The following is a 26,416-nucleotide window of genomic DNA, read 5'->3' as shown; positions in this document are numbered from 1 at the left end:
CGGGCCCATCGGCGCCCGCAATGACTTTACTAAGAAGCCGCGGGAGTGACCCGCGGCCTTTCTCCAACGCCAGTATTTGAACGATCAAATTGACTGGCCTGTATGGGTGAAACAGTGACGATCCAGAAAAATTGGCAAGAACTGATTCGGCCGAACAAGCTCCAGGTCACGCCCGGCAGCGATCCCTCGCGTTTCGCGACCATCGTCGCCGAGCCGCTCGAGCGTGGTTTCGGCCAAACCCTCGGCAACGCGCTGCGCCGCATCCTGCTCTCCTCGCTCCAGGGCGCGGCGGTGCAGTCGGTGCACATCGACGGCGTGCTGCACGAGTTCTCCTCGATCGCGGGCGTCCGTGAGGACGTCACCGACATCGTGCTCAACATCAAGGACATCTCGATCAAGATGCAGGGCGAAGGCCCCAAGCGTATGGTCGTGAAGAAGCAGGGCCCGGGCGTCGTCACCGCCGGCGATATCCAGACCGTCGGCGATGTGGTCGTGCTTAACCCCGATCTGCAGATCTGCACCCTCGACGAGGGCGCCGAGATCCGCATGGAGTTCACGGTCTCGACCGGCAAGGGCTACGTGCCCGCCGAGCGCAACCGTCCCGAGGACGCGCCGATCGGCCTGATCCCGGTCGACAGCCTGTACTCGCCGGTCCGCAAGGTCTCCTACAAGGTCGAGAACACCCGCGAGGGCCAGATCCTCGACTACGACAAGCTGACGATGACGATCGAGACCAACGGCGCGATCACGCCGGATGATTCCGTGGCCTACGCCGCGCGCATCCTGCAGGACCAGCTCAACGTGTTCGTCAACTTCGAAGAGCCGCGCAAGGAAGTCGCCCAGGAGATCATCCCGGACCTCGCCTTCAACCCGGCCTTCCTCAAGAAGGTGGACGAGCTCGAGCTGTCGGTGCGTTCGGCCAACTGCCTGAAGAACGACAACATCGTCTACATCGGCGACCTCGTGCAGAAGAGCGAGGCGGAAATGCTCCGCACCCCGAACTTCGGCCGCAAGTCGCTGAACGAGATCAAGGAAGTGCTGGCCCAGATGGGTCTGCATCTCGGCATGGAAGTGCCGGGCTGGCCGCCGGAGAACATCGACGAGCTCGCCAAGCGCTTCGAGGATCACTACTGAGCATTCGTCGTTCCGGGGCGATGCGGAGCATCGAACCCGGAACTCGAGATTCCGGGTTCGGCTCTGCGAGCCGCCCCGGAATGACTGAGAGCATAGTCCCGGAAAAGTGCGAAGCGGTTTTCCGATAGGGATCATGCTCAACCAAGAAAGCGAAAGCGCGTCGCGCTTTCGCGGGCGAACGCAGGCAGCCCACCTGAGCAACATGTCCGACGAACCGTCGCGGCAGTTTTAACGTAAGGACTACACACATGCGTCACGGCAAGGTTCATCGGAAGCTCAACCGCACGGCCGAGCACCGCCGCGCGATGTTCGCCAACATGGCGGCCGCGCTGATCAAGCACGAGCAGATCGTCACCACGCTGCCCAAGGCCAAGGAGCTCCGCCCGATCGTCGAGAAGCTCGTCACCCTCGGCAAGAAGGGCGGCCTGTCGCTGCGCCGCCAGGCGATCGCGGAGCTGCGCGACGTCGACATGGTCAGGAAGCTCTTCGATACGCTCGCGACCCGCTACAAGGACCGCCAGGGCGGCTACACCCGCATCATCAAGGCCGGCTTCCGCTACGGCGACAACGCCGCGATGGCCGTGATCGAGTTCGTCGATCGCGACGTCGACGCCAAGGGCCAGGATTCCGGTCCGGTGCAGGAGAAGGCAGCCGAGGCGGCGTAAGCTGTTTCTGCAGATATGTACTGAAAACGGCGCCCTCGGGCGCCGTTTTTTGTTCCCGGAATTGTGCGGATCCGCAGGACTATTCCTCCTTGATCCCCGCCTTTTGCGCGATGTCCTTCATTTCGGCGGTCTCCTTGCCGATGGCTGCCGCCCAATCGCTGTAGCGCGTGAAGCCCGGCTCGAAGCCGACCTTGGTGAAGCGCTCGGTCACGGACGGGCTGTTGATCGTCTCCTCCAGGGCTGCCGACAGCTTGTCGTGAACGGCCGGCGGCAGGCCCTTGGGAGTGACGACGGCGCCCCATGACGCGAAGTCGATATTGCCATAGCCGAGCTCGGCGAGCGTTGGTACGTCGGGCAGGAACGGCGTGCGTTTGGCCGAGAACACGGCGAGCACCTTGACCGTGCCGGCGTCGATCTGTGGCTTGACCGCGATGACAGTGTCGACGTGATACTGGATGTGTTTTCCGATCAGGTCGTTCATCGCCGGCGCGCTGCCCTTGTAGGGCAGGTGGACCATCTTGATTCCGGCGGCCGATTTGAACAGCTCGCCGGCAAAATGTGACACGGTCGCGACGCCGAACGATGCCAGCGACAGCTTGTCGGGATTGGCCTTCGCTTCGGTAACCAGCGCAGCCACGTCCTTGATCGGGTTGTCCTTGTAGGTGACCAGCACCAGCGTGATCTTGCCGACCTGGCCGAGCGGCTCGAAATCCTTGGCCGCGTCGTAAGGCACGCTTTCCTTCACGGCGGCCGGCAGCGTGAAGCTCGAGTTCGAGCTGAAGAACAGGGTATATCCATCAGGCGCCGAGCGCGCGACTTCCTTCGCCGCGATCGTGGTGCCGCCGCCGGGACGGTTCATGATGATCACGGGCTTGCCGAGCCGCGTCTCCAGCTCGCCGCCGATGATGCGCGCGACCACGTCCGAGGCGCCGCCCGGCGGGAAGGGGACGATCAATTGCAACGACTTTTCCGGATAGACCGCCTGAGCCGGTGCGGGCGCATTGCCAGCAATCAAACCGGCCACCCCGAGCACAACCGTTAAAGCCGTTCTTTTCATCGCGTTGCTTCCGTTTCCATGTGAGCAGGAGAATCTCGGAATGGCCAAGCAACAATCGTTCCAGCAGCGATGCGCGGCGTCCAAGGGGCGCAGGAAGAGCGCGGGCCCTCACTGCTTGGTGAGCACCGATTGCATCCCGATCCGCCGCGTCCGATATCCCCGTCATCGATCTGATGGAGATAGTGCATGAACATCGACCTTTCCGGAAAAACAGCGCTGGTGACCGGCTCGACCGCCGGCATCGGCCATGCCATCGCCAAGGGCCTTGCCGCCTCGGGTGCGAGCGTCGTCATCAACGGGCGCGGCCAGGACAAGGTCGATGCAGCCGTACGCAAGCTGGAAGCGACGGGCGCCAAGATCCGCGGCATCGCCGCGGACGTCTCCACTGCTGCGGGGTGCCAGGCGCTGGTGGCCGCTCTGCCCGAGGTCGACATCCTCATCAACAACGCGGGCATCTTCGAGCCGAAGGAATTTTTCGACATCCCCGACGAGGACTGGAGCCGCTTCTTCGAGGTCAACGTGATGAGCGGCGTGCGGCTGTCGCGGGCTTACATGAAGGGCATGCTCAAGCGCAACTGGGGCCGCATCGTCTTCATCTCTTCCGAGTCCGGCCTCAACATTCCCGTCGAGATGATCCACTACGGCATGACCAAGACGGCCCAGCTTTCAGTTGCGCGCGGCCTCGCGCAGCTCACTCGCGGCACCGGCGTCACCGTCAACTCCGTGCTGCCGGGCCCGACCATGTCCGAAGGCGTCGAGACATTCGTGAAGGACCTCGCGAAGCAAAACGGGCAGTCCGTGGACGAGGCCGCGGCCAATTTCGTCAAACAGCATCGTCCGAGCTCTCTGATCCAGCGTTTTGCCAGCGTCGACGAGATCGCCAACATGGTTGTCTATGTCGCGTCCAAGGAAGCGTCCGCAACCAACGGCGCAGCGCTGCGCGCCGAGGGCGGCATCGTCAACACGATCGCCTGAGGTGGCGCATGGCGGCCTATGTGATTTCCGAAGTCGAGATGCGCGACCCCGACGGATTCGAGGCCTATCGCGCGCTCGCCGCCAAGACCATCGCGCAGTACGGCGGACGTTATCTCGTCCGCGGCGCGAGGGCCGAGCTTGCCGAAGGCAACCTGCCGCCGAAGGCCATCGTCATCGTCGAATTCGCCTCGATGACGAGGTTGAAGGAATGGTACACCTCGCCGGAATATGCCGAGGCGCTGAAGCTGCGGCGGACGGCGCTGGAGCGGCGTCTGATGTTCGTCGAGGGTGTGCCGCCGGCGTGAGAACTTTCTCGCGCAATGAAGCGTTGCTATGCTCGCCCGGTAGCCCAACCGGGAGAAGAGAATGCTTCAGTCGCGATTTAAGCTTTTCGGTTTTTTTCTTGCCCTGACGATCCTGTGGCCGCTTTCGCCCTCGCGTGCAGACCAACCGTTTCAGCGGCTCCTGCCGCTCCTGATCGATCTTGCCGGATGGGAAGGCGGCAAGGCGGACGGCATGTCGATGCAGATGTCGGAGGCCAGCATGACCACCGCGACGCGCGACTACACGCGCGGCTCAGCGCGAGTCCAGGCCGCAATCATGGTTGGGCAGGCGGCCACCGGCGCGCTGGCGCCGATCCAGAGCGGAATGAATATCCAGACGCCTGACGGTCACGTCATGTCGGCAACCATGCATGGCATGCAGGTGCTCAAGAACTATAACACCCCGCAGAAATCCGGCACGCTCATCGTGGCGCTCGGCAAGGACGCATTGTTCAATTTCTCCTTCGACGGCCTCAGTGAGGAGGAAGGGCTGGCGCTCGCTGAAAAATTCGACTGGAAGGCGCTCCAGACCGCAGCCCAGGCAAAGTAGGAGAGGGCGGGGCCAGCCACCTTGTAGAGACAGGTTCGTAGCTGGGTAGCCGGGCAGATGCGCGAGGTGCATCTGCTCGGCGTGTGTTTCCGCGGAAGCAGAAGAGGCGGGTTACGCCAGGCGAGCTGCGCTTTGCGCGTTCGCATGGCTAACTCATCACTCGGCGTAGCCCACCACTGCCCTACGAGGTCTTCGCCTACCACCCCTCCAGCACGATCTTGCCGCGTGACTTGCCGCTCTCGAGCAGCGCGTGCGCGCGCTTGAGGTTGGCGGCGTTGATGGTGCCAAAGGTCTGGTCGAGCGTGGTGCGCAACACGCCCTTGTCGATGAGGTCGGCGACATCGTTGAGCAGATGATGCTGCGCGATCATGTCGGGCGTCTGGAACGAGGAGCGCGTGAACATCGATTCCCAGTGCACCGAGATCGCCTTGCCCTTGAACGTGCTCATGGTGAACTCGGGCGGATCGTCGATCAGGCCGAACCGTCCCTGCGGCGCCATCAAATCGGCGATCGCCTTATAGTGCTGATCGGTGAAGGTGAGGCTTGCGACCAGCGCGACCGGCGGCAGCTTGAGCTTCTCAATCTGCTCCTTCATCGGTTTGCCGTGGTCGATCACTGCATGGGCGCCGAGATCGAGGCACCATTTTTGCGATTCAGGCCGCGTTGCGGTGGCGAGCACGGTCAATCCGGTGAGGCGGCGCGCGAGCTGGATCAGGATCGAGCCGACGCCGCCGGCTCCGCCCGTGATCAAGAGCGTGCGCGGATCGACGCTTTTGCCGGGCACGGCGCCGAGACGGTCGAACAGCAATTCCCACGCTGTGATGGAGGTGAGGGGAAGGGCTGCTGCCTGCGCGAACGAGAGCGACTTCGGCTTGTTGCCGACGATGCGCTCGTCGACCAGGTGGAACTCGGCGTTGGTGCCCTGGCGCAGGATCGAGCCGGCATAAAACACCTCGTCACCCGGCTTGAAGAACGTCACGTCGGGGCCGACGGCATCGACCACGCCGGCCGCGTCATAGCCGAGGATCTTCGTCTCGCCCTCGGGCGGGGCGGCGCGCTTGCGCACCTTGTAATCCACCGGATTGGCCGAGATCGCCTTCACGGCGACGCGAATGTCGCGCCCCTTGGGCTCAGGCTTTGCGGTCTCGAAATCGATCAGTGAATCCGCGTCCTCGATCGGAAGCGATTTCTTGTAGCCGACGGCCTTCATGGCTTGTCTCCATCAGATGGCGTGTTCGCCCGCCGCTCTAACTGTCGCCCTGGCCTCAATTTGGCAAGTACTGTAAATTTGGGGATATAGTCCCTGTTTGGATACTATTGGGAAATCACGCATGAAACGGCGCAATTTTGCTCGTCGTCCCGGCTGCTCCGTCGAGGCGACTCTGGACCTGATCGACGGCAAGTGGAAGGGCGTAATCCTCTATCACCTGCAGAGCGGAACCCAGCGCTTCGGTGAATTGCGCCGCCGGATGCCCGGCATCACCCAGCGCATGCTGACAAAACAGCTTCGCGCGCTGGAGGAGGACAATCTCGTCATCCGCAAGGTCTATGCCGAGGTGCCGCCGCGCGTGGAGTATTGCCTGTCGGAGCTGGGTGAGAGCCTCAAGCCTGTCATCGACATCCTGAAGGCCTGGGGCGAGAGCCATCAGGAGCGGCTGTCCTGCGCGCCGCCGCCGCCGGTCGTGAAGAAGAAGCGCGCGGCGTAACTGGTTGAACGGCGCCGTCGTTCTTCACCTCTCCCCAGCGGGGAGAGGTCGAATTGCGAAGCAATTCGGGTGAGGGGGTACCGTCGTCTCCGATGCGACGTAACCCCTCACCTGCGCCTTCGGCGCGACTTCTCCCAATGGGAGAGGTGTAGAGTCTCAGAACGCGAACTGCGTGCGCATCGCCACCGCGTCGAACTTCGAGCCGACATCGGCGGTCGAGAGCGGCGAGGCCTGTCGCGACACCGTTCCGTGCAAATAGTCGAGCATGAAGCGCACATTGCCGTTGACGTACCAGTTGAGCGCGAGCGTGTAGACGGTCTGCCGGCCGCCGGCGACGCCGGTCGCGGTTCCCAACTGATTGTTGAGGTCGACCGTCGAGAAGCGTCCCGCGATCTCCCATGCACCCCAGCCGCCACCGTCGAGCGAGAACGGATGCGCCGGCTTGACGCCGTTATAGGCCGCGTTCGCCGCATTGTAGGTCCGGCCTTCGCCCGTCAGCACGTAGCCGGCCTGCGCATAGCCGCCCTGGAATTTCAGGCTCGGTGCGCCGACGAGAGGCACACCGGTGTTGGCGGTGCGATCCACATTGTACCAGAAATACTCGCCCTGGACAATGAACGGCCCGTAGGTCGCCGCCGCCTCGACGCTGTAGACCTGGGCGCCTGAGGCATTGGCGATGGCGCCGGTGGAGATCAGCGTGCTCGGGTCGAGACGCAACTCCGGACGATCGCTGAGCGTGACCGTCTGGGTGTTGGCGATCAAGTTACGCGGCGGTTGGATCAGCCATTGCGCGTCGGCGCCGATATGGACCGAATAGTCCTTGCCGCTAACGGGATTGCCGGCGACACGCGCCACGGCGCCATATTGCTCGCTCGTGCCCGCGGGGGCAGCGCTCGAGGCGGAATGGATCGCACCGGTCGATGGTCCCGTGACATAGCCGCCGATCCAGAGCTGATCGTTGAACCAGCGCGCACCGGCTGCGGAGCGGAAGTCGCCGGCGGCGATATTGGTCGCGATCACGCCGGGCGAGGCGCGCTCCATGAACATGATGTCGTTGGAGCTCGTGGCCTCGTCCAGGGTGTAGGGCAGGTCCATGATGCCTGCCTCGATCGCCATCCGTCCGCCGAACGGCTTCAGGCCCGTGTAGCTGAGATAGGCGTTCTCGACGCCGGAGACGCCGCCGCCCGGCAGCGATCCCGGCGCGGCGCCGCCGAATCCGTCGGAGGAGCCGCCGAAGTCGTAGATCAGCGCAAAATTCCAGTCATTGAGGAATTTGCCGGTGACGCCGATGCGTGCGCGGCGGACGTTCTCGCCGCTGTCGAGCTTTTGCGGCACGGTAGCTGCCGTGTTTGGACGGTAGTCGTAGCCGCCGACATCCCAGTGCACGCGGCTGGTGATGGCAACGCAGTTGGCCTCATCGGCGGTGCAGATGGTCGGCCGGTTGTTCGGCATCGTCACCACGACCCCTGACGGATGCGCCGGTCCCTTGAGCGGGATTGCCGCGTTGGCGTTGGCGACGACCGCCTTCGCCTCGGAACGTGCTTCGGCCTTCGCCTCGGCCCTGGCCTTCGCTGTCGCGGCGGTGTTTGCCGCGGTCTGGCTTTGTAGCTTGTCGAGCTTCTGCTCCAGCAGCTTCAGCTGCTGCTTCAGCAGCGCAATTTCCTGCTCGCTGCTGCTTGCCGATTGGGCCTGGGCCTGCGAGGCCGCCAGCACGCCGGCGAGACCAATCGCCGTGGCTGCAATTCTTGTCCTGCTCACGTTACGCCTCCATCGTTTGACGAACTTCCCCAAGTCACTTGCCAAGTCACTTCCCAAGTCATTTCCCAAGTCACTTCCCAAGTCACTTCCCAAGTCACTTCCCAAGTCACTTCCCAAGTCGCGAACGGAGAGCCTAGGTGTGATCGATGACTGCCCCGCGACGCTGCGCCCGGTTGCGTGGGTTCCCACTGGTGTTAATTCGCTGCAACCGAATCCGCTTCTCACCACAATGCTGGATGATGCGCATCATGCCAATGGACAGTCTGGCCAAATTGCCGATTCGCACACTGGGCTTGCAGGCCGGACACACCGGAAAAAGGGGGCGAATATTGCCGTCCGGCGCCCTTCTATTGAGGGGCGAACGCGCCTATATTCCGGCGTCTTTTCCAAGAGGTAGGAATGTTTCGATCGACCTGGACTGCCGCCGTCACCGCATTGTGCATGGCCTTTTCGGCCCATTTCAATCCGGCCTCAGCGCAGGACCGCCGCGTCCCGTCGTCCCCGGCCGAGCTGCGGCTGTCCTATGCGCCGATCGTGCAGCGGGTGCAGCCGGCGGTCGTCAACGTCTATGCCGCCAAGGTGGTGCAGAACCGCAATCCGCTGCTGGACGACCCGATCTTTCGCCGCTTCTTCGGCGTGCCGGGCCAGCAGCCCGAGCAGATGCAGCGCTCGCTCGGTTCCGGCGTGATCGTCGATGCCTCCGGCCTCGTCGTCACCAACGTGCACGTCATCGAGGGCGCGGACCAGGTCAAGGTGTCGCTGTCGGACAAGCGCGAGTTCGAGGCCGAGATCCTGCTCAAGGATTCCCGCACCGATCTCGCCGTGCTGCGCCTGAAGGACACCAAGGAGAAATTCCCGACCCTCGACTTCACCAATTCCGACGAATTGCTCGTCGGCGACGTCGTGCTCGCGATCGGCAATCCTTTCGGCGTCGGGCAGACCGTGACCCACGGCATCATCTCGGCGCTCGCGCGCACGCAGGTCGGCATCACCGACTACCAGTTCTTCATCCAGACCGATGCGCCGATCAATCCCGGCAATTCCGGCGGCGCCCTGGTCGACATGAGCGGCAGGCTCGCCGGCATCAACACGGCGATCTATTCGCGCTCCGGCGGCTCGCAAGGCATCGGCTTTGCGATTCCCGCCAACATGGTGCGCGTCGTCGTCGCCTCCGCCAAGAGCGGCGGCAAAGCGGTGAAGCGGCCATGGCTCGGGGCAAAATTGCAAGCGGTGACACCGGAGATCGCCGAAAGCCTCGGCCTGCGCTCGCCGACCGGTGCACTGGTCGCAAGCGTGGTGCCGAATGGCCCCGCGGCGAAGGCCGGCTTGAAGTCCTCCGACCTCATCACCGGGATCGACGGCCAGACCGTGGATGATCCCAACGCTTTCGACTACCGCTTCGCCACCCGTCCGCTCGGTGGCACCGCGCAAATCGACGTGCAGCGCGGCAGCAAGCCGGTCAAGCTGACCGTGGCGTTGGAGACCGCACCCGACACCGGGCGCAACGAGCTCGTCATCACCGCGCGGTCGCCGTTCCAGGGCGCGAAGATTGCGACCATCACGCCGGCGGTCGCTGACGAGCTGCATCTGGATGCCGACACCGAAGGCGTGGTGATCACCGATATCGGCGGCGATACCGCGGCCGCAAGTGTCGGCTTCCAGAAGGGTGACATCATCCTCGCCGTCAACAACCAGAAGATCGGCAGGACCGGCGACCTCGAGAAGGCCGCAGGCGAGCGGCCGCGGCTCTGGCGCATCACGCTGGTGCGCGGCGGCCAGCAGATCAACGTCACGCTGGGCGGATGAGTCCGAAGCGACCACAGCAGACGCCGACTCTCTTTGCCGCGGCAGGGCTCGACCACGAGGCTCCGCATCCGCTGCCGGACCGGCTACGTCCGCGCACATTGTCGGAGGTCGTCGGCCAGGACCACATCCTCGGCCCCGACGGTGCGCTGACGCGCATGCTGGAGACGCGCACGCTCGGCTCGCTGATCTTCTGGGGCCCGCCGGGTACCGGTAAGACCACGGTGGCGCGGCTGCTGGCGGACGCGACGGATTTGCATTTCGAGCAGATTTCGGCGGTGTTCTCCGGCGTCGCCGATTTGAAGAAGGCCTTCGATGCCGCGCGCGCCCGCCGCGAGATGGGCAAGGGCACGCTGCTCTTCGTCGACGAGGTGCATCGCTTCAACCGCGCCCAGCAGGATTCGTTCTTGCCCGTGATGGAAGACGGCACCGTCGTCTTGGTCGGCGCCACCACCGAGAATCCATCCTTCGAACTCAACGCGGCGCTTCTGTCCCGTGCACGCGTGCTGGTGTTTCGCTCGCTCGATGCTGCTGCGATCGAAAAATTGTTCGCGCATGCTGAAGCGGTCGAGGGCAAGAAGCTGCCGCTCGATGCCGAGGCGCGTGCGGTGCTGGTGCGGATGGCTGACGGCGATGGCCGCGCCTCGCTGACGCTTGCCGAAGAGGTCTGGCGTTCGGCGCGAGCGGACGAGATTTTCAATGCCGCGCAGTTGCAGGAGATCCTGCAGCGCCGTGCGCCGATCTACGACAAGTCGGCCGACGGCCATTACAACCTGATTTCGGCACTGCATAAGTCGGTGCGCGGCTCCGATCCCGACGCCGCGTTGTATTATCTTGCGCGCATGCTGGATGCCGGCGAGGATCCGCTGTTCCTGGCCCGCCGCGTCGTGCGCATGGCGGTCGAGGACATCGGACTTGCAGATCCGCAGGCGCTCGTCATCGCCAATGCCGCCAAGGACGCCTTCGACTTTCTCGGCCATCCCGAAGGCGAGCTCGCGATTGCGCAGGCTGTCGTCTACCTCGCCACCGCGCCGAAATCGAACGCCGTCTACACCGCTTTCGGCACCGCGATGCAAGTTGCCAAGCAGGCCGGCTCGCTGCTGCCGCCAAAGCACATCCTCAATTCCCCGACCAAGCTGATGAAGTCGGAAGGTTACGGCACCGGTTACGAATACGACCACGACGCCCCGGATGCCTTCTCAGGCCAGGACTACTTCCCGGAAGCCCTTGGCCGCCAGACCTTCTACGACCCGCCCGAGCGCGGCTTCGAGCGCGAGATCCGCAAGCGGCTGGATTACTGGGCCAAGCTGCGCAAGGAGCGGGGCGGCTCGCGCTAGAGGCGACCATTTCGTCGTGACGAAAGGCCGCTTTTAGGCTAGGCAGGCAATCATGAGCCGCCGCATCAAAAGAATGAATCCAAGGCCCCGTTCGCGTGACGAGCGTGAGGACGCGCGTCCGCATCAGACGCGCGGCGCGAAGAAGGTGGGGTCGCGTCCGGGCGGCAAGCCCGGCAGCAAGCCACCCCGCTTTGCGGGCGAGCACGCCGAGCGGCGTACGCCCAAAGTTATGTTGGAAAAAGCTGCGCCGGCAAAACCGGTCGAAGCATTGCTGCCGACCAAGGTGCAGACCGTCACCGTGACGGCGGACGAGAACAACATGCGCGTCGATCGCTTCCTCGAAGCGCGCTTTCCCGGCCTGTCGTTCTCCCACATCCAACGCGTCGTCCGCAAAGGCGAGCTGCGCGTCGACGGCAAGCGCGTCGACAGCAAGGACCGTCTGGAGGAGGGACAGAGCGTCCGCATTCCTCCGTTGAAGCTCGACGCGCCGAAGGTGGTCGGCGAGCTTTCGGAAGCTGCGCAGAAGACGCTCAAGGCGCTGAAGGAGATGACGATCTGGGAGGACGACGACGTCCTCGTCCTGAACAAGCCTGCCGGCCTTGCGGTGCAGGGCGGCTCGGGCATGACACGCCACATCGACCAGATGCTGGAGGTGATGCGCGACGCCAAGGGCCAGAAGCCGCGCCTCGTGCACCGCATCGACCGGGAGACGTCGGGCTGTCTCCTGATCGCCAAGACGCGCTTTGCCGCCTCGCATCTGACCGGCGCGTTCCGCTCGCGCTCGGCGCGAAAGGTCTATTGGGCTCTGGTGCCCGGTCTGCCCAAGCCCAAGCAGGGCCGCATCTCGACCTTCCTGGCGAAAGAGGAGGGCGAGGAGGACACCATCATGCGCATCGCCCAGCATGGCGATGAAGGCGCAAGCCACGCGGTGACCTATTATGCGGTGGTCGAGACCGCCGGCAACAAGCTGACCTGGGTCTCGTTGAAGCCGGTGACCGGCCGCACCCACCAGCTGCGCGCCCACATGGCTCATATCGGCCATCCCATCGTTGGCGATCCCAAATATTTCAATATCGAGAACTGGCAGCTGCCGGGTGGTTTGCAAAACCGGCTGCATCTCTTGGCGCGGCGCATCGTCATTCCGCATCCGCGCGGCGGCGTGATCGACGCCACCGCGCCGTTGCCGCCACACATGCAGCAGTCGTGGAACCTGCTCGGGCTTGACGCAGCCAGATTTGATCCGATCGAAAACGCGCCTGAAGAATAGCTGAGTTGAACGGGAGCGGTCGCAGCACAACATATGGCCCATGAAACGGCTCTCGATCTGTCTCATGGCTTCGATCGCGCTGCTCATGGGGCATGGGGCTCAGGCACAATATGTGTTGCCGGCCCCCTCGCAGGTCGTTCCGCCGCCTTCGTCGCCACCGCCGCCGAAGATCGAGGCGCCGAAGGTTCCGCGGCTCGATGCGCCGCCGAGTTACAACGATCGGCCGCTTCCGCGTAATTCGTTCAGCGATCGCGTCTCGAAGTGCCTCGACGACGCTGCAGCCGCAGGACTGGGCCCGGCCGATCGCGGCACTTATGCGCGCAGTTGCGCGAACTAGCAGCTCCATCGTCATCGTGGCGAAGCCACGACGGCACTGGTAACTTGGTTGACGACAAGGGATCGAAACACCGACATGCGCGAATTGTTCGATGAAGCTGCGGGGCAATCCCCGACCGATCCGCGCGAGGCGGCACGCCAATCGGCACGTCCGCCGCAGCGCAAGCGCTTCTACCAGGAGGCGGGCGTGAGCGAGGCCGAGGGCGGGTATGTCGTTGTGCTCGACGGCAAGCCGATCCGCACGCCGTCCGGTCGTCAGGTGGTGATCCCTTCGCGCGAGCTCGCGGATGTAGTCGCCGCCGAATGGGCAGCCCAGGGCGAGACGATCGATCCCCTGGCCATGCCGCTGACGCGGATAGCCAACAGTGTGGTGGAGGGAGTCGTCGACCGCGTCGAGCTCGTCAGCGCCGACCTCGCAAAATATTTCGAGTCTGACCTGCTGTTCTATCGTGCCGGCCATCCCGAGGGACTGGTCGCCCGCGAGGCCGCGCACTGGGATCCCGTGCTGTTCTGGGCCGCGGAGACGCTGGGCGCGCATTTCATCCTGTCCGAGGGCATCATGCATGTGAAGCAGCCGGAGGAGGCCGTTCGGGCCGCACGCGCCGCGCTGCCGCAGGATGCCTGGTCGGTCGCCGCGCTCCACGTGGTGACCACCCTGACCGGCTCGGCGCTGCTGGCGCTGGCGCTCGCCCATGGCGCGCGGGACGCCGGCCAGGTCTGGGCCGCCGCCCATGTCGATGAGGACTGGAACGCCGAGCAATGGGGCGTGGACGAGGAAGCAGCTGAACGTCGGGCCGTCCGCCTCAGGGATTTCGAGGCGGCCGTGGCGGTGCTGGCGGCCGTAAGACCGCCCACAGGTCCTTAACGAGAGGTTTACGACGCAGCGTTAGGGTAGCCGGCGCTCCCCAAGGCTCTTGAAATGCCGACGCCGGTCACCTCCATCGTTCCCGTCAGCGCCGCAAGCCCCTTGGCTGACGCGGCGACACCTGATCTTGTCATTCAAGCCGGCAGTGTCGTCGATGCCAGGGTGGTCAGCGTCCTCGCCGATAATCTGGTGCGGATCGCGATCGCAAATCTATCGCTCGAGGTGATGTCGGAAGTCGCGCTGTCGCCCGGGCAGAATCTCCAGCTGGCGGTGTCGCAGCAGGACGGTACCATCCGCCTCGCCATCGTGGGCGGGGCAGGCGAGGCGTCCGCCGACCTGGTCACGCTGACGCCGCGTGCGGCCTCGCTGGTGGAGAGCCCGCCGCTTGCGCCATCGGCTGGCGCAGCACGCAGCACGCTGACGCCTTCGGAGCAGGTCGCCGTCACGGTGGCTTCGGCCGAGGCCGTCACCAGGCAGGGCAGCCAGGCGCCGCTGTTTGCCAATCTGGCCTCCGTCGTCACCGGCAGTCATCTGCCCCCGGGGTTGAAGCAGGCGGTGCTGGACGTGCTGGCGCAGCAGACGCCGCTCGACACCGGCCTCGGTGGCGGCGATATCGAATCGGCCTTCCAGAAATCAGGGCTTTTCCTGGAGGCTTCGCTCGCCGCGGGCGCGACGCCGTCGTCTGGCACAATGCCCGATTTGAAAGCGGCGCTGCTGGTGCTGCGCCAGGCACTGGCCACGATTGAGACCGCGGTGCCGCCGACGCAGGGCACCTTGGTTCCGACTGGCGCCGCGGGGACACCGCAGGCCGGCGCCGCACCGGCGGCAGCAGGTGAGCCGGCGCAGGCCGCATCGCCAGCAACCGAACTCGCCCAACAGCCGCAAGTGCCGCGCAGCGCCAATCCCGCGGCTGCCGTGCTCGCCGACATCGCAGGTGGCGTTTCGCAGGCGGCGACACGGACCATGTCCGCAGGTCTTGCCGCGAGCCTTCTGCAAGAGGTTGCGCAAAACCTGCCGCGCCTGACCGGCAACGCGCCGGGAGCCAACAAGGCCGTGCCGGATGGCGATATCCTCGAGGCCGCACACGCGCCGCCGCCGCCATTCCGCGGTGCATTGCCCGCGCCGCAGTCCATCGCCGCGCCATCGCTCGCGCCGGATACGCCGCTCGCTGCCATCGTGCATCGCCTGCTCGACGATACCGATGCCGCGATCGCGCGGCAGACGCTGTTGCAAGTTGCCTCGCTTCCCGATCGCACCGATGCCAGCGGGCATCGCATCGATCCGGCCGTGCCGCAGTGGAATTTCGAGATTCCCTTCGCAACCCCGCAGGGCACCGCGATGGCGCAGTTCGAGATCTCGCGCGATGGGGGCAACGAGCCCGCCGATCCCGCCAAGCGCGCCTGGCGCGCGCGCTTTTCGCTTAATGTCGAGCCGGCGGGGCCCGTGCATGCGCTGATCACGCTGAACGGCGACAAGACCTTCGTGCGGATGTGGGCGGAGCGGCCGGCAACGGCGCAGCAGCTCCGTGCGGGCGTCGGTGAGCTCAGCCGGGCATTGACGAGGGCCGAGCTCAACCCCGGTGATATCGTGGTCCGCGACGGCGCGCCGCCGCAACCGGCGCCGGCCCGCGCCGGCCACTTCCTGGATCGAGCGACATGAGCGATCCATCCAGGCTCGCGATCGCGCTGCATTACGAGAAGGGTTCTGGCGCGCCTGTCGTCGTCGCCAAGGGCAGGGGCACGATCGGCGAAAAGATCGTCGAGATCGCCAAAGCGCACGACATCCCGATCGAGGAGAACGAAATTCTGGCCGGCGCGCTGTCCAAGGTCGAGCTCGGTGAGGAGATTCCGCCGGATCTCTACAAAGCCGTCGCCGAGGTGCTGGTGTTCGTGCTGCGGCTGTCGGGCCGGGGACGCTAGCACGCTGTCATCGTTTGACCAGATATCGGCGGCATTGTAGCCGTCCCTTTCATGGCTCAATGGACACCGCCCTTGCTCACCCGCCGCTCCACCCTCGGCCTCCTCGCCGCAACCGCGATCCTGCCGCTACCTGCGCGCGCTCATGTCGCGCCGCCGCGCAACGAAATCCGCGACACACTTGCAAGACGCTTCACCGATCTCGGTACGTCAGGCACCTTCGTCGGCTACAAGGTCGAGGACTATCTGATCGTCGCCAGCGACAAGGAGCGCTCGGGCGAGGGCAAGTTGCCGGCCTCGACCTTCAAGATTCCGAACTCGCTGATCGCGCTGGAGACCGGTGTCGTCGCCGATCCCGACAAGGACGTATTTCCCTGGGACGGCGTCAAGCGTCCGATCGAGGCCTGGAACAAGGATCACACGCTGCGCAGCGCGATCGCGGTCAGCGCGGTGCCGGTCTATCAGGAGATCGCGCGCCGCATCGGCCAGGAGCGTATGCAAAAATATATCGACGAGTTCGACTACGGCAATCGCGACATCGGCGGCGGCATCGACCAGTTCTGGCTCACGGGTGCTCTGCGCATCGATCCGGTTGAACAGATCGATTTCGTCGATCGGCTGCGCCGCCGTGCGCTGCCGATCAGCAAGCGCAGCCAGGATCTCGTCGCCGACATCCTGCCGGTGACCAAGGTCGGCGACAGCGTCATCCGCGCCAAGTCCGGATTGCTGGGGGCCGAGCGCGGTGAGCCGTCATTGGGCTGGATGGTCGGCTGGGCCGAGAAGGGCGAGGCGCACACCGTATTCGCGCTCAACATGGATTGCCGCGAGCAGCGGCTCATCGCCGAGCGAATGCCGCTGACGCAGGCGTGTCTCGCCGAGATTGGCGCGATCTAGCGCCGATTGAGCGCCAACGAAACTCCCGTGACATTGGTGCCCTGTGGGCGGATCGAGATGCTCTGGCGGCTTCCCCGCGTCGTCAGCGACAGATTGGCCGAAAAGTTGTTGCCGCGCGCGGCTGCGTCGACATGGTCTCCGACCGCGCGCCCCGAGATCGTGCCGGATGCGTTGCGCGTGGCTTCGCTCCATGAGCCGGAAATGGCGCCGCCGCGATATTCGACATCGCCCGTGAGATCGAAATTGTAGCTTTCGCTGGCGCATCTCAGATTGAGCCGAAGCTCGGTGCCGCTTGCGGCGACGTTGTAGGCTGCGCGGCAGCGCAGGCGCTCTTGCCCGCCATCGGTCGTGCTCAGCGTGCCGCCGCCCGACCATGTGCCGGCCATGGCGACAAACGGAGATGCCGCAGCCTGGGCTGCATCAGCCCTACAAGGAAGGCACAGCGCCGTCATGAGTAGGCCTGCCCGCGCAATACCATATCCTGTCATTTGCGGATCTCCATCGTAGGGATTTGACCGTTCCAACGCGCGAACCGGACAACGGTTCTTGGAGGTCCGCCGGTTTCGCCGAGGCTGCCGGGTTGGCCTCGCGACCGGGAAAGGGGACAATGATGCCTGGGCGGACTTCCTGATGAGATCTTTTGCCCTGCGGGAACGTGCTGGCTCCTCATGGTGAGGGGCCCGCGCGCATCCGCCTCAGGCCGAGTCGGCCGTCTTCTTCGCCGTCAGCGCCTGGTCGATCGCAAATCCGCCGATCTCGCTCATCGCCTGCGAGATGACATCGCCTCTGCCGGCAAAGCCGTTCGAGAGGTAATCGAATTGCGTGCGCGCCTGCCGCAGCACTTCGATCGGCACGGAGACGACGGTGTCGTTGAAGCCGTCGACGGAGGCGCGCAGCGCCTCCAGCTCGGCGGTGAGCCTGCGGATATGGCTTTCCGCATCCTGCATCAGACAGAGCAGCTTGCCGCGCTCGTCATCGAATGCGGTGCGCTCGGCGGCGGCAGCGCTGGTCACCTCCGTGAGCTGCGTCCGCATCGTCTCGATCTGCCCGATCATGGCATCGGAGGCGAGCTCGGCGGCCTCATGCAGCTCCGCATGGCGTCTGCTTTCTTGCTGCGCCTCGTGAAACAGCCGCTCCGCCGACATTGCCCGCTGTGACAGCGATTGGATCAGGCTCGCTGCGCGCAGCAGCTTCTCGCCGTTGCGCCCTGACACCATGCTGGCCATTCTCCGCAGGAAGTCGATGGTTTCGGACGCGCTGTTCGGCGGCAGGGGGACGACCGTCGCGGACATGTGTGAATGCCAAAAGGGGCCAGTCGGGCGCGATGACCGCCGCCGTACCGACTGAGCTCACGCTACATTCGGCGCCTGTCCGCGAGTTGCAGCAAGCCTGAATCGGCTGATCCGGTCAACGGAAAGCCGTGGCAAAATTGCCGTCCCGTCCGCCGCCAAGACCGAGAGGTCAGGTCCTGTCCTGCCGTCCGATCCGCCCGAGATGGGTGAAGCCGAAGCCGGCCGAATATTTCAGGCCATAGCCCAGCGCCCGGTCGATGCCGATATGGGCGAGCCAGATCAAGGCGATGGACAAGGTGAGGGGCGAGGCAAGGCCGAAGCCCAGCGTCATCAGCGTAACCGGCGCCATGTAGCTGTGGGCAGCGTTGTAGACGATCGCGCCGAACCTCGCGTCCGACAGGTAGGCGAGGAAGCACAAGTCCGGCGCCAGGAAGAGCAGCAGGTAGAGCATCCAGGAGCCGCCCCAGGCGGCGTAGAGCAGGGTCATGCCTGCAAACAGCGTCAGCCCCTCCAGCCGCAAGAGCAGCCTGACGCCGCCGGTCGCCGTGCCGGTCTCGGCTACGCCCTCATCCATGGTCCGCCTCTTCGTGCCAAAACTCTGTAATTCCTTGCGCTTTCCCGCTACGGCAGGGCAGCCCTGCGACCGCGAAAGCGGCTTTCCGGCCCGCAAAATGCCGTGTTAGAACCCCGCATCACTTAAGACCTGGCGGGAGCAAATGAAACACATTCTGGACGCCCTTGAAGATCGTCGTGCCGGCGCCAAGCTCGGCGGCGGGGAGAAGCGCATCGAGGCGCAGCACGCCCGCGGCAAGCTGACGGCGCGCGAGCGCATCGAGCTTTTGCTCGACAAGGGATCGTTCGAGGAGTTCGACATGTTCGTCGAGCACCGCTCCACCGAGTTCGGCATGGAGAAGACCAAGGTGCCGGGCGATGGCGTCGTCACCGGCTGGGGCACCGTCAACGGCCGCAAGACCTTCGTCTTCGCCAAGGACTTTACCGTGTTCGGCGGCTCGCTGTCCGAGACCCACGCGCTGAAGATCACGAAGCTCCAGGACATGGCGATGAAGGCGAGGGCGCCCATCATCGGCCTCTATGACGCCGGCGGCGCCCGCATCCAGGAAGGCGTTGCCGCGCTCGCCGGCTATTCCTACGTGTTCCGCCGCAACGTGCTGGCCTCGGGCGTGATCCCGCAGATCTCCGTCATCATGGGCCCCTGCGCCGGCGGCGACGTCTATTCGCCGGCGATGACCGACTTCATCTTCATGGTGAAGAACACCTCTTACATGTTCGTCACCGGCCCCGACGTGGTGAAGACCGTGACCAATGAGGTCGTCACCGCCGAAGAGCTCGGCGGCGCCTCGGTGCACGCCACGCGCTCCTCGATCGCGGACGGCGCCTTCGAGAATGACGTCGAGACGCTGCTGCAGATGCGGCGCCTGATCGATTTCCTGCCGTCCAACAACACCGACGGCGTGCCGGAATGGCCGAGCTTCGACTCCATCGAGCGGGTCGACATGTCCTTGGACACGCTGATTCCCGATAATCCGAACAAGCCTTACGACATGAAGGAGCTGATCCTGAAGGTCGTGGACGAGGGCGATTTCTTCGAGATCGCGGAAGCCTTCGCCAAGAACATCGTCACCGGCTTCGGCCGCATTGCGGGGCGCACCGTCGGCTTCGTCGCCAACCAGCCGATGGTGCTGGCCGGCGTGCTCGACAGCGACGCCTCGCGGAAAGCCGCGCGCTTCGTCCGCTTCTGCGATGCCTTCAACATCCCGATCGTCACCTTCGTCGACGTGCCGGGCTTCCTGCCGGGCACGAGCCAAGAATATGGCGGCCTGATCAAGCATGGCGCCAAGCTCTTGTTCGCGTACTCGCAGTGCACCGTGCCGCTGGTCACCATCATCACCCGCAAGGCCTATGGCGGCGCCTTCGACGTCATGGCCTCCAAGGAGATCGGCGCCGACATGAACTACGCCTGGCCGACCGCCCAGATCGCGGTGATGGGCGCCAAGGGCGCGGTCGAGATCATCTTTCGCAGCGACCTCGGCGATCCCGACAAGATTGCCGCAAGAACCAAGGAATACGAGGACCGCTTCCTGTCGCCGTTCATCGCGGCCGAGCGCGGCTACATCGACGACGTCATCATGCCGCACTCGACGAGGAAGCGGATCGCAAGGGCATTGGCGATGCTGAAGGACAAGAAAACGGAAATGCCGGCGAAGAAGCACGACAATTTGCCGTTGTGAGGAGGTCACAGGCGCTTTTATGTACAAAACCGCATGGTGCCTCGAATGGACGGTTGGGGGCAAGCTGCCTGGCTGAGAATGACCTAGCGACGACGCTCCATCCGCAATCGAGCTCCTAATCTTGAAATCCAATGACCGAAGACGATCTGACCGATGAAATTTCACAGATCGAAGATCGGATCGAGGCGCTCGCCGAGATCGCCGACCGGTGCCGCAAATACATCCTGGCGTCCAAGATTGCCATCGGTGGCGGGGCGGCGCTGCTGCTCGTTACGATCCTCGGCCTGTTTGGCTTCGGTCAGACCGCGGCGCTCGGCTCGATCGCGTTGGTTCTTGGTGGGATCGTCTCGCTCGGCTCGAACATCAGCACGTTGCGGCAGACGGAAGACGCCATCGGTGCCGCCGAGGCGCGGCGTTCAGCGTTGATCGGCAGCATCGATCTTCGTGTGGTCGCCGATACGCCGCTCAAGCTGGTGTGAGGCGCCTTCACGAGCCTCGCGCCTTATCCGCCGCCGCGAAATGAGCGATCTGGTCGGCGCGCGCCTTGACGAACGCCGGCCGCGCCGTGGCGCGCGTCACGTAGGCGCGGCAGGCTGGGCTGTTCGCCAGTCCCTCAAAGCGATCGACCACCCGGAGCACGTCTGCCATCAGGATGTCGGCGATGGAGAAGGGGCCCGCCAGCCATTCGCGGGCAGCCAGCACCGGCTCGAGGTGCTTGAGGCGGAGCTTTAAGAAGTCGTCTACGAACTTCACGGCAGGCGAACCGTCGTCAATGCCCATGAATTTGTACATGGTCCAGGGCAGGCTGGGCATCTCCACTGAATTGAGCGCCGCGAACACCCACTTCGTCGCCTCGTTGCGGCCGCGCGGATCTGCTGGCAGCAACGTCTCGCTGAGTTCGCCGAGATGCAGCAGGATCGCGCCACTCTCGAAGATCGAGAGGTCGCCGTCGGTCAGCCACGGTACCTGGCCGAAGGGCTGGTGCGAAAGATGCGCCGCGCCGCGATCGCCGAACGGCACGCTGGCGACGCGATAGGGCAGGGCGGCTTCTTCCAGTGCCCAGCGCACGCGGAGGTCGCGCACGAAACCCCTGGGCATCTCGGGAACCCAGTCGAAGGTGGTCAGCGTGAGGTCGGCCATGCCGCATCTCCATGTCGTAGTTCGAAGCAAGGTCGTACGAAGAACACGCGTTCCGACATGGGCGCCAGCTTTTTTTGTACCCGGCTGCCGAAGCGGCTAGTCTCGCCGCAAACAATGGGAGGAAACCCGATGCCGTCAGCGTTCTTCATCGTCCGCGCCATCATCACCGATCCCGACAAGCGCGCCGCCTTCGACCGATGGTACGAGACGGAACATCTGCCCGATGCAGCGAAGGCGTTCGGCATAGCCAAGGCCTGGCGCTTCTGGAGCCTGGACGATCCTTCCCTGCACCAGGCGATGTATCAGTTCGATGACGAGGCCAAGCTGAATGCGATGCTGCAAGGTGATGCGCTACAAAGGCTCGTTGCCGACTTCAACCGCGACTGGCCCGACGTGAAGCGCTCGCGCGAGACGTTGGTGCTGGCGCAGGAGTTCGCGACGAGATCCTGTAGCCCGGATGAGGCGCAAGCGTAATCCGGGCGCTTCGCCTCTCGGCTTCATCGTGAATCTGAATATGCGATTCAGCTTCGGTTCATGTCGTCATCGCGACACTCCTTGTGCATCACTCTTACGATGATCCAAGAGGAAGAAGTCATGGAGCGCCGGAACTTTTTGAAACTTGCATTGGGGATGACGGCGGGCGCCGCCGCCTTCGCCGCGACCGCCGCGCAGGCCGCGCCGTTGTCACCGCAGCCGCTTGGTAATGCCGCCCGCACGCCGCAAGGCAGTCCCGACGTTCATCCTGCCGTCACGACCAGCGAGGAAGCCGCCAAGCTGACGCCTGAGCAGGTGCACTGGCATGGGCGCGGCCACCATTGGGGCTGGCGCCGCCGTCATTGGCGCCGGCATCACCGGCGCTGGCACCGCCGCCACTACTGGTAAGTTCGCCCCACGGCGGAAATTGAACGGGGATCGCAGCTGGCGATCCCCGTTTTGGTTCCAAGGCGCTCCAGTTCCACGGCGGATGGAATCGTCGGGAGCAATCTAAAGGAAATGGCCGCGCAAGCTTTCGCCGCGCGGCCACTCCGCAACGCAAATGGACGAGATCAGATCGGGCGGCAGCGGCCGGCGTACCAGCGGAAGCCGTAGGGGCACACGCGCGCGCGAGGCACAACGACGACCGGCGCCGGGGCGACCACCACGGGGGCGGGGCGAACGACGACCGCGCCGCGCATCGGACGGCAGCCGCCGCCATAGGGGCCGCGATACCAGCCCGGGCCGCAACCGCCGGCGGCGCTGGCCGCCTCGCTGAAACCGACGACCGCACTGGCGAGCATGACGGCCGCAAACAGGTATTTCATTGGATCTTCCTTCTTGTCCTTGAGGTCAGGCTTAGGGGCGCTTGCAGCGCAGGATGAATCAAGAGACACGATTCGACACGTTAAATCAGGGACCTGCCAACACGTCGCGAGCCAAGCCTGCCAATCACGATCTGAATGCGGCATGAACGTTCCACGCATCCTGCCTCAGACGATACGCATGTGGCGCTAGCGGCCGAGAAAGCCCAGCACCACCTCCCTGTACGTCTCCGGCGCCTCCAGGAAGACGAGATGGCCGGTGTCGGGAATGACTTCGGCCCGCGCATTCGGCATCTTCGCCGCCAGCGCCTTCGCCAGTTCGGCGTTCTGCCCCATCTTGGCCCGCAGCGCCTCCGGCGCGAGTGGTCGGCCCGGCGCGTTGTGATCGTCGGCCCCCATGATGAACAGCGTCGGCAACGCGATGAGCGGGATCTCGTGCGCCACCGGCTCTCGATAAATCATCTGGCCGGACGAGACGAAGGCGCGCAGCCAGCGCGGATAATCGGGACTGCCCTTGATGTTGAAGCGGGCATCGATGAACGGCGTGATCGCCTCAGGCGGCAGCTTGATCGCGTAATTGGTCTGGAGCTGCTTGCGATAGCCGTCGGCGGTGAGCTTGTCCTCGGTCTCCATCATCTTTTCGGTCGGCGTCGGCGGCACGTAGAGGCGGTAGTCCTCGAGGCCAATCGGCGCGGTCAGCACCAGATGGGCGAGGCGATCCGGATAGGCGCGGGCGATGCGCACGCCCAGCATGCCGCCGAGCGAATGCGCGACGATCTCGGCCTTGTCGATCTTGAGATGGTCGAGCAGCGAAATGGTGTTGCGCGCCAGATTGTCGAAATGCAGCTCGCTCTGCGGCTTGGAGGATTTGCCGAAGCCGACCTGGTCCGGCACCACGACACGAAAGCCGGCCTCGCTCAGCATCCTGATCACGGGTGCCCAATAGCTCGACGGAAAATTGCGCCCATGCAGCAGCACGACAGTGCGGCCGTTCGGCTGGGCGGCCGCCACGTCCATATAGGCCATGCTGAGCTGCTCGCCGTCGTTGACGACAGGCAAGAGGTGCACGGGGTAGGGATAGGCAAAGCCTTCGAGCGCGATGCCATAGGGTTCGCGCGGCGCGGTATCGGCGGCGTGTGTTGGGGGTGGGATTGTAACGAGGGCGGCAGCGAGCGCGGCTGGGAGGAGGCGGTTCATTCGAAATCCCGTGTTTGGCAACGTCGTTCCGGGGCGATGCGAAGCAGCGAACTCAGGTGCGCAATTGCGCACCTGAGAACCTCGAGATTCCGGGTCTGGTCCTTCGGACCATCCCGGAATGACGGTGGCCATAAAGACGTGGATGGCCGGGTCAAGCCGGGCCATAACGAGATCATCCAATCACACGCAAATGTGCGATCACAGGTGGAGTGCGTGATCAGTCCTTCCCATTCCCGAACAACGCGGCGAACTGCTTCTCGCCGGTGCGGGTGAAATTCACCACGCGGCTGCCGGGCGTGGCATCGCGGCAGGCCCATTTCAGCTCGGCGAAGCGCTGCATCAGGGCCGCGCCCAGCGTCCCGGCGAGATGGTGACGCCGCTCGCTCCAGTCGAGGCAGGCCTTGCACACCGGGCGGCGTGGGTGGCTGAGCATGTCGGGTGAGATCTGCAGATGTTTGGCAAGGAAGCGCTCGCCCTCAGTCGTGAGTTCGATGTCCTGTTTCCTCTGCCTGACCAGCTGCCGCTGGCGCAGGGAGTCCAGCATCTGCACGCCGAGATCGCCGGCGAGGTGGTCGTAGCAGATCCGCGCGCGACGCAGCGCAGGATCCTTCGGTCCGGTGCGCACGCGCATGTGGCCGGTCCGCGCGGCGAGGCCGGCAAGTCCCTCGAGCACCCCGGCGACGTCGTCGTCGGTGAGGCGATAATAGCGGTGCCGGCCCTGCTTCTCCGGCTCGACGAGGCCGCCGGCCTCGAGCTTCGAGAGATGCGAGCTCGCGGTCTGCGGTGTGATGCCGGCCTCCTGTGCCAGCTCGCTGGCAGTGAGCGCGCGGCCATTCATCAGCGCGGTGAGCATATTGGCGCGGGCGGGGTCGCCGACCAGGGAGGCGACCATGGCGATGTCGGGGCCTGATTTCATGCTTCGATGGTAGCCGAAGCATTGTGGTCAGGCAAGGGCGTAGCCTCTCACCAAGTCGTCATTGCGAGGAGCTCTTGCGACGAAGCAATCCAGAACCCTTTCCGCGGAGGGATTCCTGGATTTGCTTCGCTGCGCTCGCAATGACGATGTGGAAACAGAGGAGATCCCGCATGCCCGTCACCGTCTTCATCCGTTACCAGCTCGATCCCTTCAAGCGCTCGCAGTTCGAGGAATATGCGAAGCGCTGGCTCACCATCATCCCGAAATGCGGCGGTGACCTGATCGGCTATTTCATGCCCCATGAGGGCACCAACAACATCGCCTTCGCGCTGATCACCTTCGAGAGCCTGGCCGCCTATGAAGCCTATCGCGCGCGGCTGCGACAGGACGCCGAGGGCATGGCGAACTTCCATTTCGCCGAGGAGAACAAATTCATCCTCGCCGAAGAGCGCACCTTCCTGCGCAAGGTGGTATTGTAGCCGACCAACAGCAGGAGACGCCCATGATCGCCGTAATCTTCGAGGTCTGGCCCAAGCCGGAACACCGCCAGGACTATTTCGACCTGGCGGCCGATCTGAAGCCGCTGCTGCAGACCATCGACGGCTTCATCTCGGTCGAGCGCTTCGAGAGCCTGACCGAGAAGGGCAAGATCTTGTCGGTGTCGTTCTGGCGGGACGAGGCAGCGGTGGCGGCCTGGCGCAACACCATGGAGCACCGCCGCACCCAGGCAAAAGGCCGCGCGCAAATCTTCGCGGATTATCATTTGCGCATCGCCAGCGTGATCCGAGACTACAGCATGACCGACCGCGAGCAGGCCCCGAAGGACAGCCGCGCCGTGCACGATGCGCACTAGCGGACTTGAAACCGCGCGCCTATGTCTGCGCGGCCAACAAGGGAGAGAAACATGCATGTGACGACCGCTGACAAGCGCGCGACGTTCAGGAAGATGCACGAGAGCGGCTGCTTCATTTTGCCCAATCCGGTCGATGTCGGCAGCGCGAAAGCGTTGCAGCATCTCGGTTTCAAGGCGATTGCGTCATCGAGCGCGGGCTTTGCCTGGACCATCGGCAAGGCGGACAATCACGTCAGCGTCGAGGACGTCTGTCAGCATCTGGCAGCATTGAGTTCGGCCGTCGACATCCCCGTGAACGCCGATTTCGAGGGCGGCTTTGCGGTCGAGCCGGATAAGGTTGCCGACAATGTCGAGCGCTGTGTGCGCACCGGCGTCGCGGGCCTGTCGATCGAGGATTCCACCGGCGACAAGGACAAGCCGCTCTATGATCGCGCGCTCGCGGTCGAGCGCATCAAGGCCTCGCGCGAGGCGATCGGTGACAGCGGCACGCTGCTGGTCGGCCGCTGCGAAGCCTATCTCTGGGGCGTGACCGATCTCAAGCTCGTCATCGACCGCCTGACCGCTTATGCCGATGCCGGCGCTGACTGTCTGTACGCGCCGGGCCTGAAGAGCCGCGAGGACATCGTCGCGGTGGTGAAGGCGGTGCATCCAAAGCCGTTCAACCTTCTGATCGGCGCGTCCGGCCTGTCGCTGCGGGAGGCCGGAGATCTCGGCGTCCGGCGCATCAGCGTCGGCGGCTCGCTCGCCCGCGCTGCCTGGGGCGGCTTCATGCGCGCGGCAAAGGAGATGGCGGAGAAGGGCACGTTCGCAGAGCTCGGCAGCGGCTATCCCGGCGGTGAGCTCAACAAGATGTTCAGCTAAAGCATGATCCGGAAAAGTGCGAAG

General features: G+C 64.5%; 31 protein-coding genes. 21 read left to right on the top strand and 10 right to left on the bottom strand.

All coding sequences use genetic code 11. From position 1 onward, the window contains the following. Positions 1–102 precede the first annotated feature (102 nt). Both P6U28_RS17940 and rplQ read left to right on the top strand, forming a co-directional pair. Positions 103–1,134: a DNA-directed RNA polymerase subunit alpha gene (locus P6U28_RS17940; protein WP_029674561.1), complete on the top strand. Its 1,032-nt coding sequence runs from the start codon at positions 103–105 to the stop codon at positions 1,132–1,134. Positions 1,135–1,382: 248 nt separating this feature from the next. Beyond that, the gene (gene rplQ, locus P6U28_RS17935) at positions 1,383–1,799 is read left to right on the top strand and encodes a 50S ribosomal protein L17 (protein WP_122402706.1); all 417 of its coding nucleotides are present in this window, start codon (positions 1,383–1,385) and stop codon (positions 1,797–1,799) included. Positions 1,800–1,878: 79 nt separating this feature from the next. On the opposite strand, the gene P6U28_RS17930 is transcribed toward rplQ, so the two are convergent. Continuing rightward, positions 1,879–2,856 (bottom strand): tripartite tricarboxylate transporter substrate binding protein, encoded by a 978-nt coding sequence (locus P6U28_RS17930; RefSeq protein WP_122402707.1) that lies wholly within the window; start codon positions 2,854–2,856, stop codon positions 1,879–1,881. A 186-nt stretch (positions 2,857–3,042) separates the two neighbouring features. On the opposite strand from P6U28_RS17930, the gene P6U28_RS17925 reads away from it, so the two are divergent. The 3 genes from P6U28_RS17925 to P6U28_RS17915 all read left to right on the top strand — a co-directional run bounded on the left by P6U28_RS17925 (position 3,043) and on the right by P6U28_RS17915 (position 4,704). Beyond that, the gene (locus P6U28_RS17925; RefSeq protein ID WP_122402708.1) at positions 3,043–3,831 is read left to right on the top strand and encodes an SDR family NAD(P)-dependent oxidoreductase; all 789 of its coding nucleotides are present in this window, start codon (positions 3,043–3,045) and stop codon (positions 3,829–3,831) included. Positions 3,832–3,839: 8 nt separating this feature from the next. Continuing rightward, complete coding sequence (locus P6U28_RS17920; protein WP_122402709.1) at positions 3,840–4,136, top strand: DUF1330 domain-containing protein; 297 nt, start codon at positions 3,840–3,842, stop codon at positions 4,134–4,136. 61 nt (positions 4,137–4,197) lie between these two features. Further along, positions 4,198–4,704, top strand: coding sequence for a hypothetical protein (locus tag P6U28_RS17915; protein WP_244607970.1), 507 nt, complete (start codon positions 4,198–4,200; stop codon positions 4,702–4,704). A 196-nt stretch (positions 4,705–4,900) separates the two neighbouring features. Here P6U28_RS17915 and P6U28_RS17910 read toward each other — a convergent pair whose 3' ends face one another. Next, the gene (locus tag P6U28_RS17910) at positions 4,901–5,914 is read right to left on the bottom strand and encodes a zinc-binding alcohol dehydrogenase family protein (RefSeq protein ID WP_122402710.1); all 1,014 of its coding nucleotides are present in this window, start codon (positions 5,912–5,914) and stop codon (positions 4,901–4,903) included. A gap of 121 nt (positions 5,915–6,035) precedes the next feature. Between P6U28_RS17910 and P6U28_RS17905 the strand changes: the two genes are divergently transcribed. Next, positions 6,036–6,410 carry a helix-turn-helix domain-containing protein gene (locus tag P6U28_RS17905; protein WP_122402711.1) on the top strand — a complete coding sequence of 125 codons (375 nt, stop codon included), beginning with the start codon at positions 6,036–6,038 and terminating at the stop codon, positions 6,408–6,410. Between the two features lie 156 nt (positions 6,411–6,566). On the opposite strand, the gene P6U28_RS17900 is transcribed toward P6U28_RS17905, so the two are convergent. Beyond that, the gene (locus P6U28_RS17900) at positions 6,567–8,168 is read right to left on the bottom strand and encodes an OprO/OprP family phosphate-selective porin (RefSeq protein ID WP_407122866.1); all 1,602 of its coding nucleotides are present in this window, start codon (positions 8,166–8,168) and stop codon (positions 6,567–6,569) included. A gap of 399 nt (positions 8,169–8,567) precedes the next feature. Here P6U28_RS17900 and P6U28_RS17895 point away from each other — a divergent pair, with 399 nt between their 5' ends. The 8 genes from P6U28_RS17895 (at position 8,568) to blaOXA (ending at position 16,586) form a co-directional block, all read left to right on the top strand. Next, positions 8,568–9,974, top strand: coding sequence for a DegQ family serine endoprotease (locus P6U28_RS17895; protein WP_162500231.1), 1,407 nt, complete (start codon positions 8,568–8,570; stop codon positions 9,972–9,974). Then, positions 9,971–11,308, top strand: coding sequence for a replication-associated recombination protein A (locus tag P6U28_RS17890; RefSeq protein WP_122402713.1), 1,338 nt, complete (start codon positions 9,971–9,973; stop codon positions 11,306–11,308). The genes P6U28_RS17895 and P6U28_RS17890 overlap by 4 nt, the downstream gene beginning before the upstream one ends. 52 nt (positions 11,309–11,360) lie before the next feature. Next, complete coding sequence (locus P6U28_RS17885) at positions 11,361–12,575, top strand: RluA family pseudouridine synthase (RefSeq protein ID WP_122402714.1); 1,215 nt, start codon at positions 11,361–11,363, stop codon at positions 12,573–12,575. A 40-nt stretch (positions 12,576–12,615) separates the two neighbouring features. Further along, entirely contained in the window at positions 12,616–12,912 is a 297-nt protein-coding gene (locus tag P6U28_RS17880) for a hypothetical protein (RefSeq protein ID WP_122402715.1), read from the top strand. Between the two features lie 75 nt (positions 12,913–12,987). Then, positions 12,988–13,776 (top strand): ATP12 family chaperone protein, encoded by a 789-nt coding sequence (locus tag P6U28_RS17875; protein ID WP_122402716.1) that lies wholly within the window; start codon positions 12,988–12,990, stop codon positions 13,774–13,776. 54 nt (positions 13,777–13,830) lie between these two features. Continuing rightward, positions 13,831–15,435, top strand: coding sequence for a flagellar hook-length control protein FliK (locus P6U28_RS17870; protein WP_162500232.1), 1,605 nt, complete (start codon positions 13,831–13,833; stop codon positions 15,433–15,435). Next, positions 15,432–15,695 (top strand): EscU/YscU/HrcU family type III secretion system export apparatus switch protein, encoded by a 264-nt coding sequence (locus tag P6U28_RS17865; RefSeq protein ID WP_122402717.1) that lies wholly within the window; start codon positions 15,432–15,434, stop codon positions 15,693–15,695. The genes P6U28_RS17870 and P6U28_RS17865 overlap by 4 nt, the downstream gene beginning before the upstream one ends. 51 nt (positions 15,696–15,746) lie before the next feature. Beyond that, positions 15,747–16,586 (top strand): class D beta-lactamase, encoded by an 840-nt coding sequence (gene blaOXA / locus P6U28_RS17860; protein ID WP_376707289.1) that lies wholly within the window; start codon positions 15,747–15,749, stop codon positions 16,584–16,586. Here blaOXA and P6U28_RS17855 read toward each other — a convergent pair. From P6U28_RS17855 to P6U28_RS17845, 3 genes are all read right to left on the bottom strand, one after another. After that, on the bottom strand, positions 16,583–17,074 hold the full coding sequence (locus P6U28_RS17855) for a hypothetical protein (RefSeq protein WP_122402718.1): 492 nt from the start codon (positions 17,072–17,074) through the stop codon (positions 16,583–16,585). The genes blaOXA and P6U28_RS17855 overlap by 4 nt on opposite strands. Before the next feature lie 207 nt (positions 17,075–17,281). Beyond that, the gene (locus P6U28_RS17850; RefSeq protein ID WP_129146123.1) at positions 17,282–17,878 is read right to left on the bottom strand and encodes a hypothetical protein; all 597 of its coding nucleotides are present in this window, start codon (positions 17,876–17,878) and stop codon (positions 17,282–17,284) included. 169 nt (positions 17,879–18,047) lie between these two features. Beyond that, a complete protein-coding gene (locus P6U28_RS17845) occupies positions 18,048–18,452 on the bottom strand; it encodes a DUF4260 domain-containing protein (RefSeq protein WP_122402720.1) in 405 nt (134 codons plus the stop codon). A 142-nt stretch (positions 18,453–18,594) separates the two neighbouring features. Here P6U28_RS17845 and P6U28_RS17840 point away from each other — a divergent pair, with 142 nt between their 5' ends. Next, positions 18,595–20,127, top strand: coding sequence for an acyl-CoA carboxylase subunit beta (locus P6U28_RS17840; RefSeq protein ID WP_122402721.1), 1,533 nt, complete (start codon positions 18,595–18,597; stop codon positions 20,125–20,127). A 131-nt stretch (positions 20,128–20,258) separates the two neighbouring features. Beyond that, positions 20,259–20,606: a hypothetical protein gene (locus tag P6U28_RS17835; protein WP_122402722.1), complete on the top strand. Its 348-nt coding sequence runs from the start codon at positions 20,259–20,261 to the stop codon at positions 20,604–20,606. Between the two features lie 7 nt (positions 20,607–20,613). Here the strand turns inward: P6U28_RS17835 and P6U28_RS17830 are convergent, their stop codons facing one another. After that, positions 20,614–21,267: a glutathione S-transferase family protein gene (locus P6U28_RS17830; RefSeq protein ID WP_122402723.1), complete on the bottom strand. Its 654-nt coding sequence runs from the start codon at positions 21,265–21,267 to the stop codon at positions 20,614–20,616. Positions 21,268–21,396: 129 nt separating this feature from the next. On the opposite strand from P6U28_RS17830, the gene P6U28_RS17825 reads away from it, so the two are divergent. Together P6U28_RS17825 and P6U28_RS17820 are read left to right on the top strand one after the other, a co-directional pair. Next, positions 21,397–21,741 (top strand): hypothetical protein, encoded by a 345-nt coding sequence (locus tag P6U28_RS17825; protein WP_122402724.1) that lies wholly within the window; start codon positions 21,397–21,399, stop codon positions 21,739–21,741. A 120-nt stretch (positions 21,742–21,861) separates the two neighbouring features. After that, on the top strand, positions 21,862–22,149 hold the full coding sequence (locus P6U28_RS17820; RefSeq protein ID WP_122406605.1) for a twin-arginine translocation (Tat): 288 nt from the start codon (positions 21,862–21,864) through the stop codon (positions 22,147–22,149). A 164-nt stretch (positions 22,150–22,313) separates the two neighbouring features. Here P6U28_RS17820 and P6U28_RS17815 read toward each other — a convergent pair whose 3' ends face one another. The 3 genes from P6U28_RS17815 to P6U28_RS17805 form a co-directional block, all read right to left on the bottom strand. Beyond that, positions 22,314–22,568 (bottom strand): GCG_CRPN prefix-to-repeats domain-containing protein, encoded by a 255-nt coding sequence (locus P6U28_RS17815; RefSeq protein WP_122402725.1) that lies wholly within the window; start codon positions 22,566–22,568, stop codon positions 22,314–22,316. Between the two features lie 186 nt (positions 22,569–22,754). After that, positions 22,755–23,762 carry an alpha/beta fold hydrolase gene (locus P6U28_RS17810; protein ID WP_122402726.1) on the bottom strand — a complete coding sequence of 336 codons (1,008 nt, stop codon included), beginning with the start codon at positions 23,760–23,762 and terminating at the stop codon, positions 22,755–22,757. Positions 23,763–23,979: 217 nt separating this feature from the next. After that, positions 23,980–24,678, bottom strand: coding sequence for a helix-turn-helix transcriptional regulator (locus tag P6U28_RS17805; protein WP_122402727.1), 699 nt, complete (start codon positions 24,676–24,678; stop codon positions 23,980–23,982). Between the two features lie 170 nt (positions 24,679–24,848). On the opposite strand from P6U28_RS17805, the gene P6U28_RS17800 reads away from it, so the two are divergent. Genes P6U28_RS17800 through P6U28_RS17790 form a run of 3 tightly spaced genes read left to right on the top strand, consistent with a single transcriptional unit; the run spans position 24,849 to position 26,392 of the window. Further along, positions 24,849–25,157: an NIPSNAP family protein gene (locus P6U28_RS17800; RefSeq protein WP_122402728.1), complete on the top strand. Its 309-nt coding sequence runs from the start codon at positions 24,849–24,851 to the stop codon at positions 25,155–25,157. Positions 25,158–25,180: 23 nt separating this feature from the next. After that, a complete protein-coding gene (locus P6U28_RS17795; RefSeq protein WP_122402729.1) occupies positions 25,181–25,531 on the top strand; it encodes an antibiotic biosynthesis monooxygenase in 351 nt (116 codons plus the stop codon). Between the two features lie 51 nt (positions 25,532–25,582). Continuing rightward, positions 25,583–26,392 (top strand): oxaloacetate decarboxylase, encoded by an 810-nt coding sequence (locus P6U28_RS17790; protein WP_122402730.1) that lies wholly within the window; start codon positions 25,583–25,585, stop codon positions 26,390–26,392. Positions 26,393–26,416 lie beyond the last annotated feature (24 nt).

Source organism: Bradyrhizobium sp. STM 3561 (assembly GCF_045571455.1).
GTDB lineage: Bacteria > Pseudomonadota > Alphaproteobacteria > Rhizobiales > Xanthobacteraceae > Bradyrhizobium > Bradyrhizobium vignae.
Note: the sequence above shows the minus strand (reverse complement) of the source record. Positions and strands in the feature narration are given on the sequence as shown.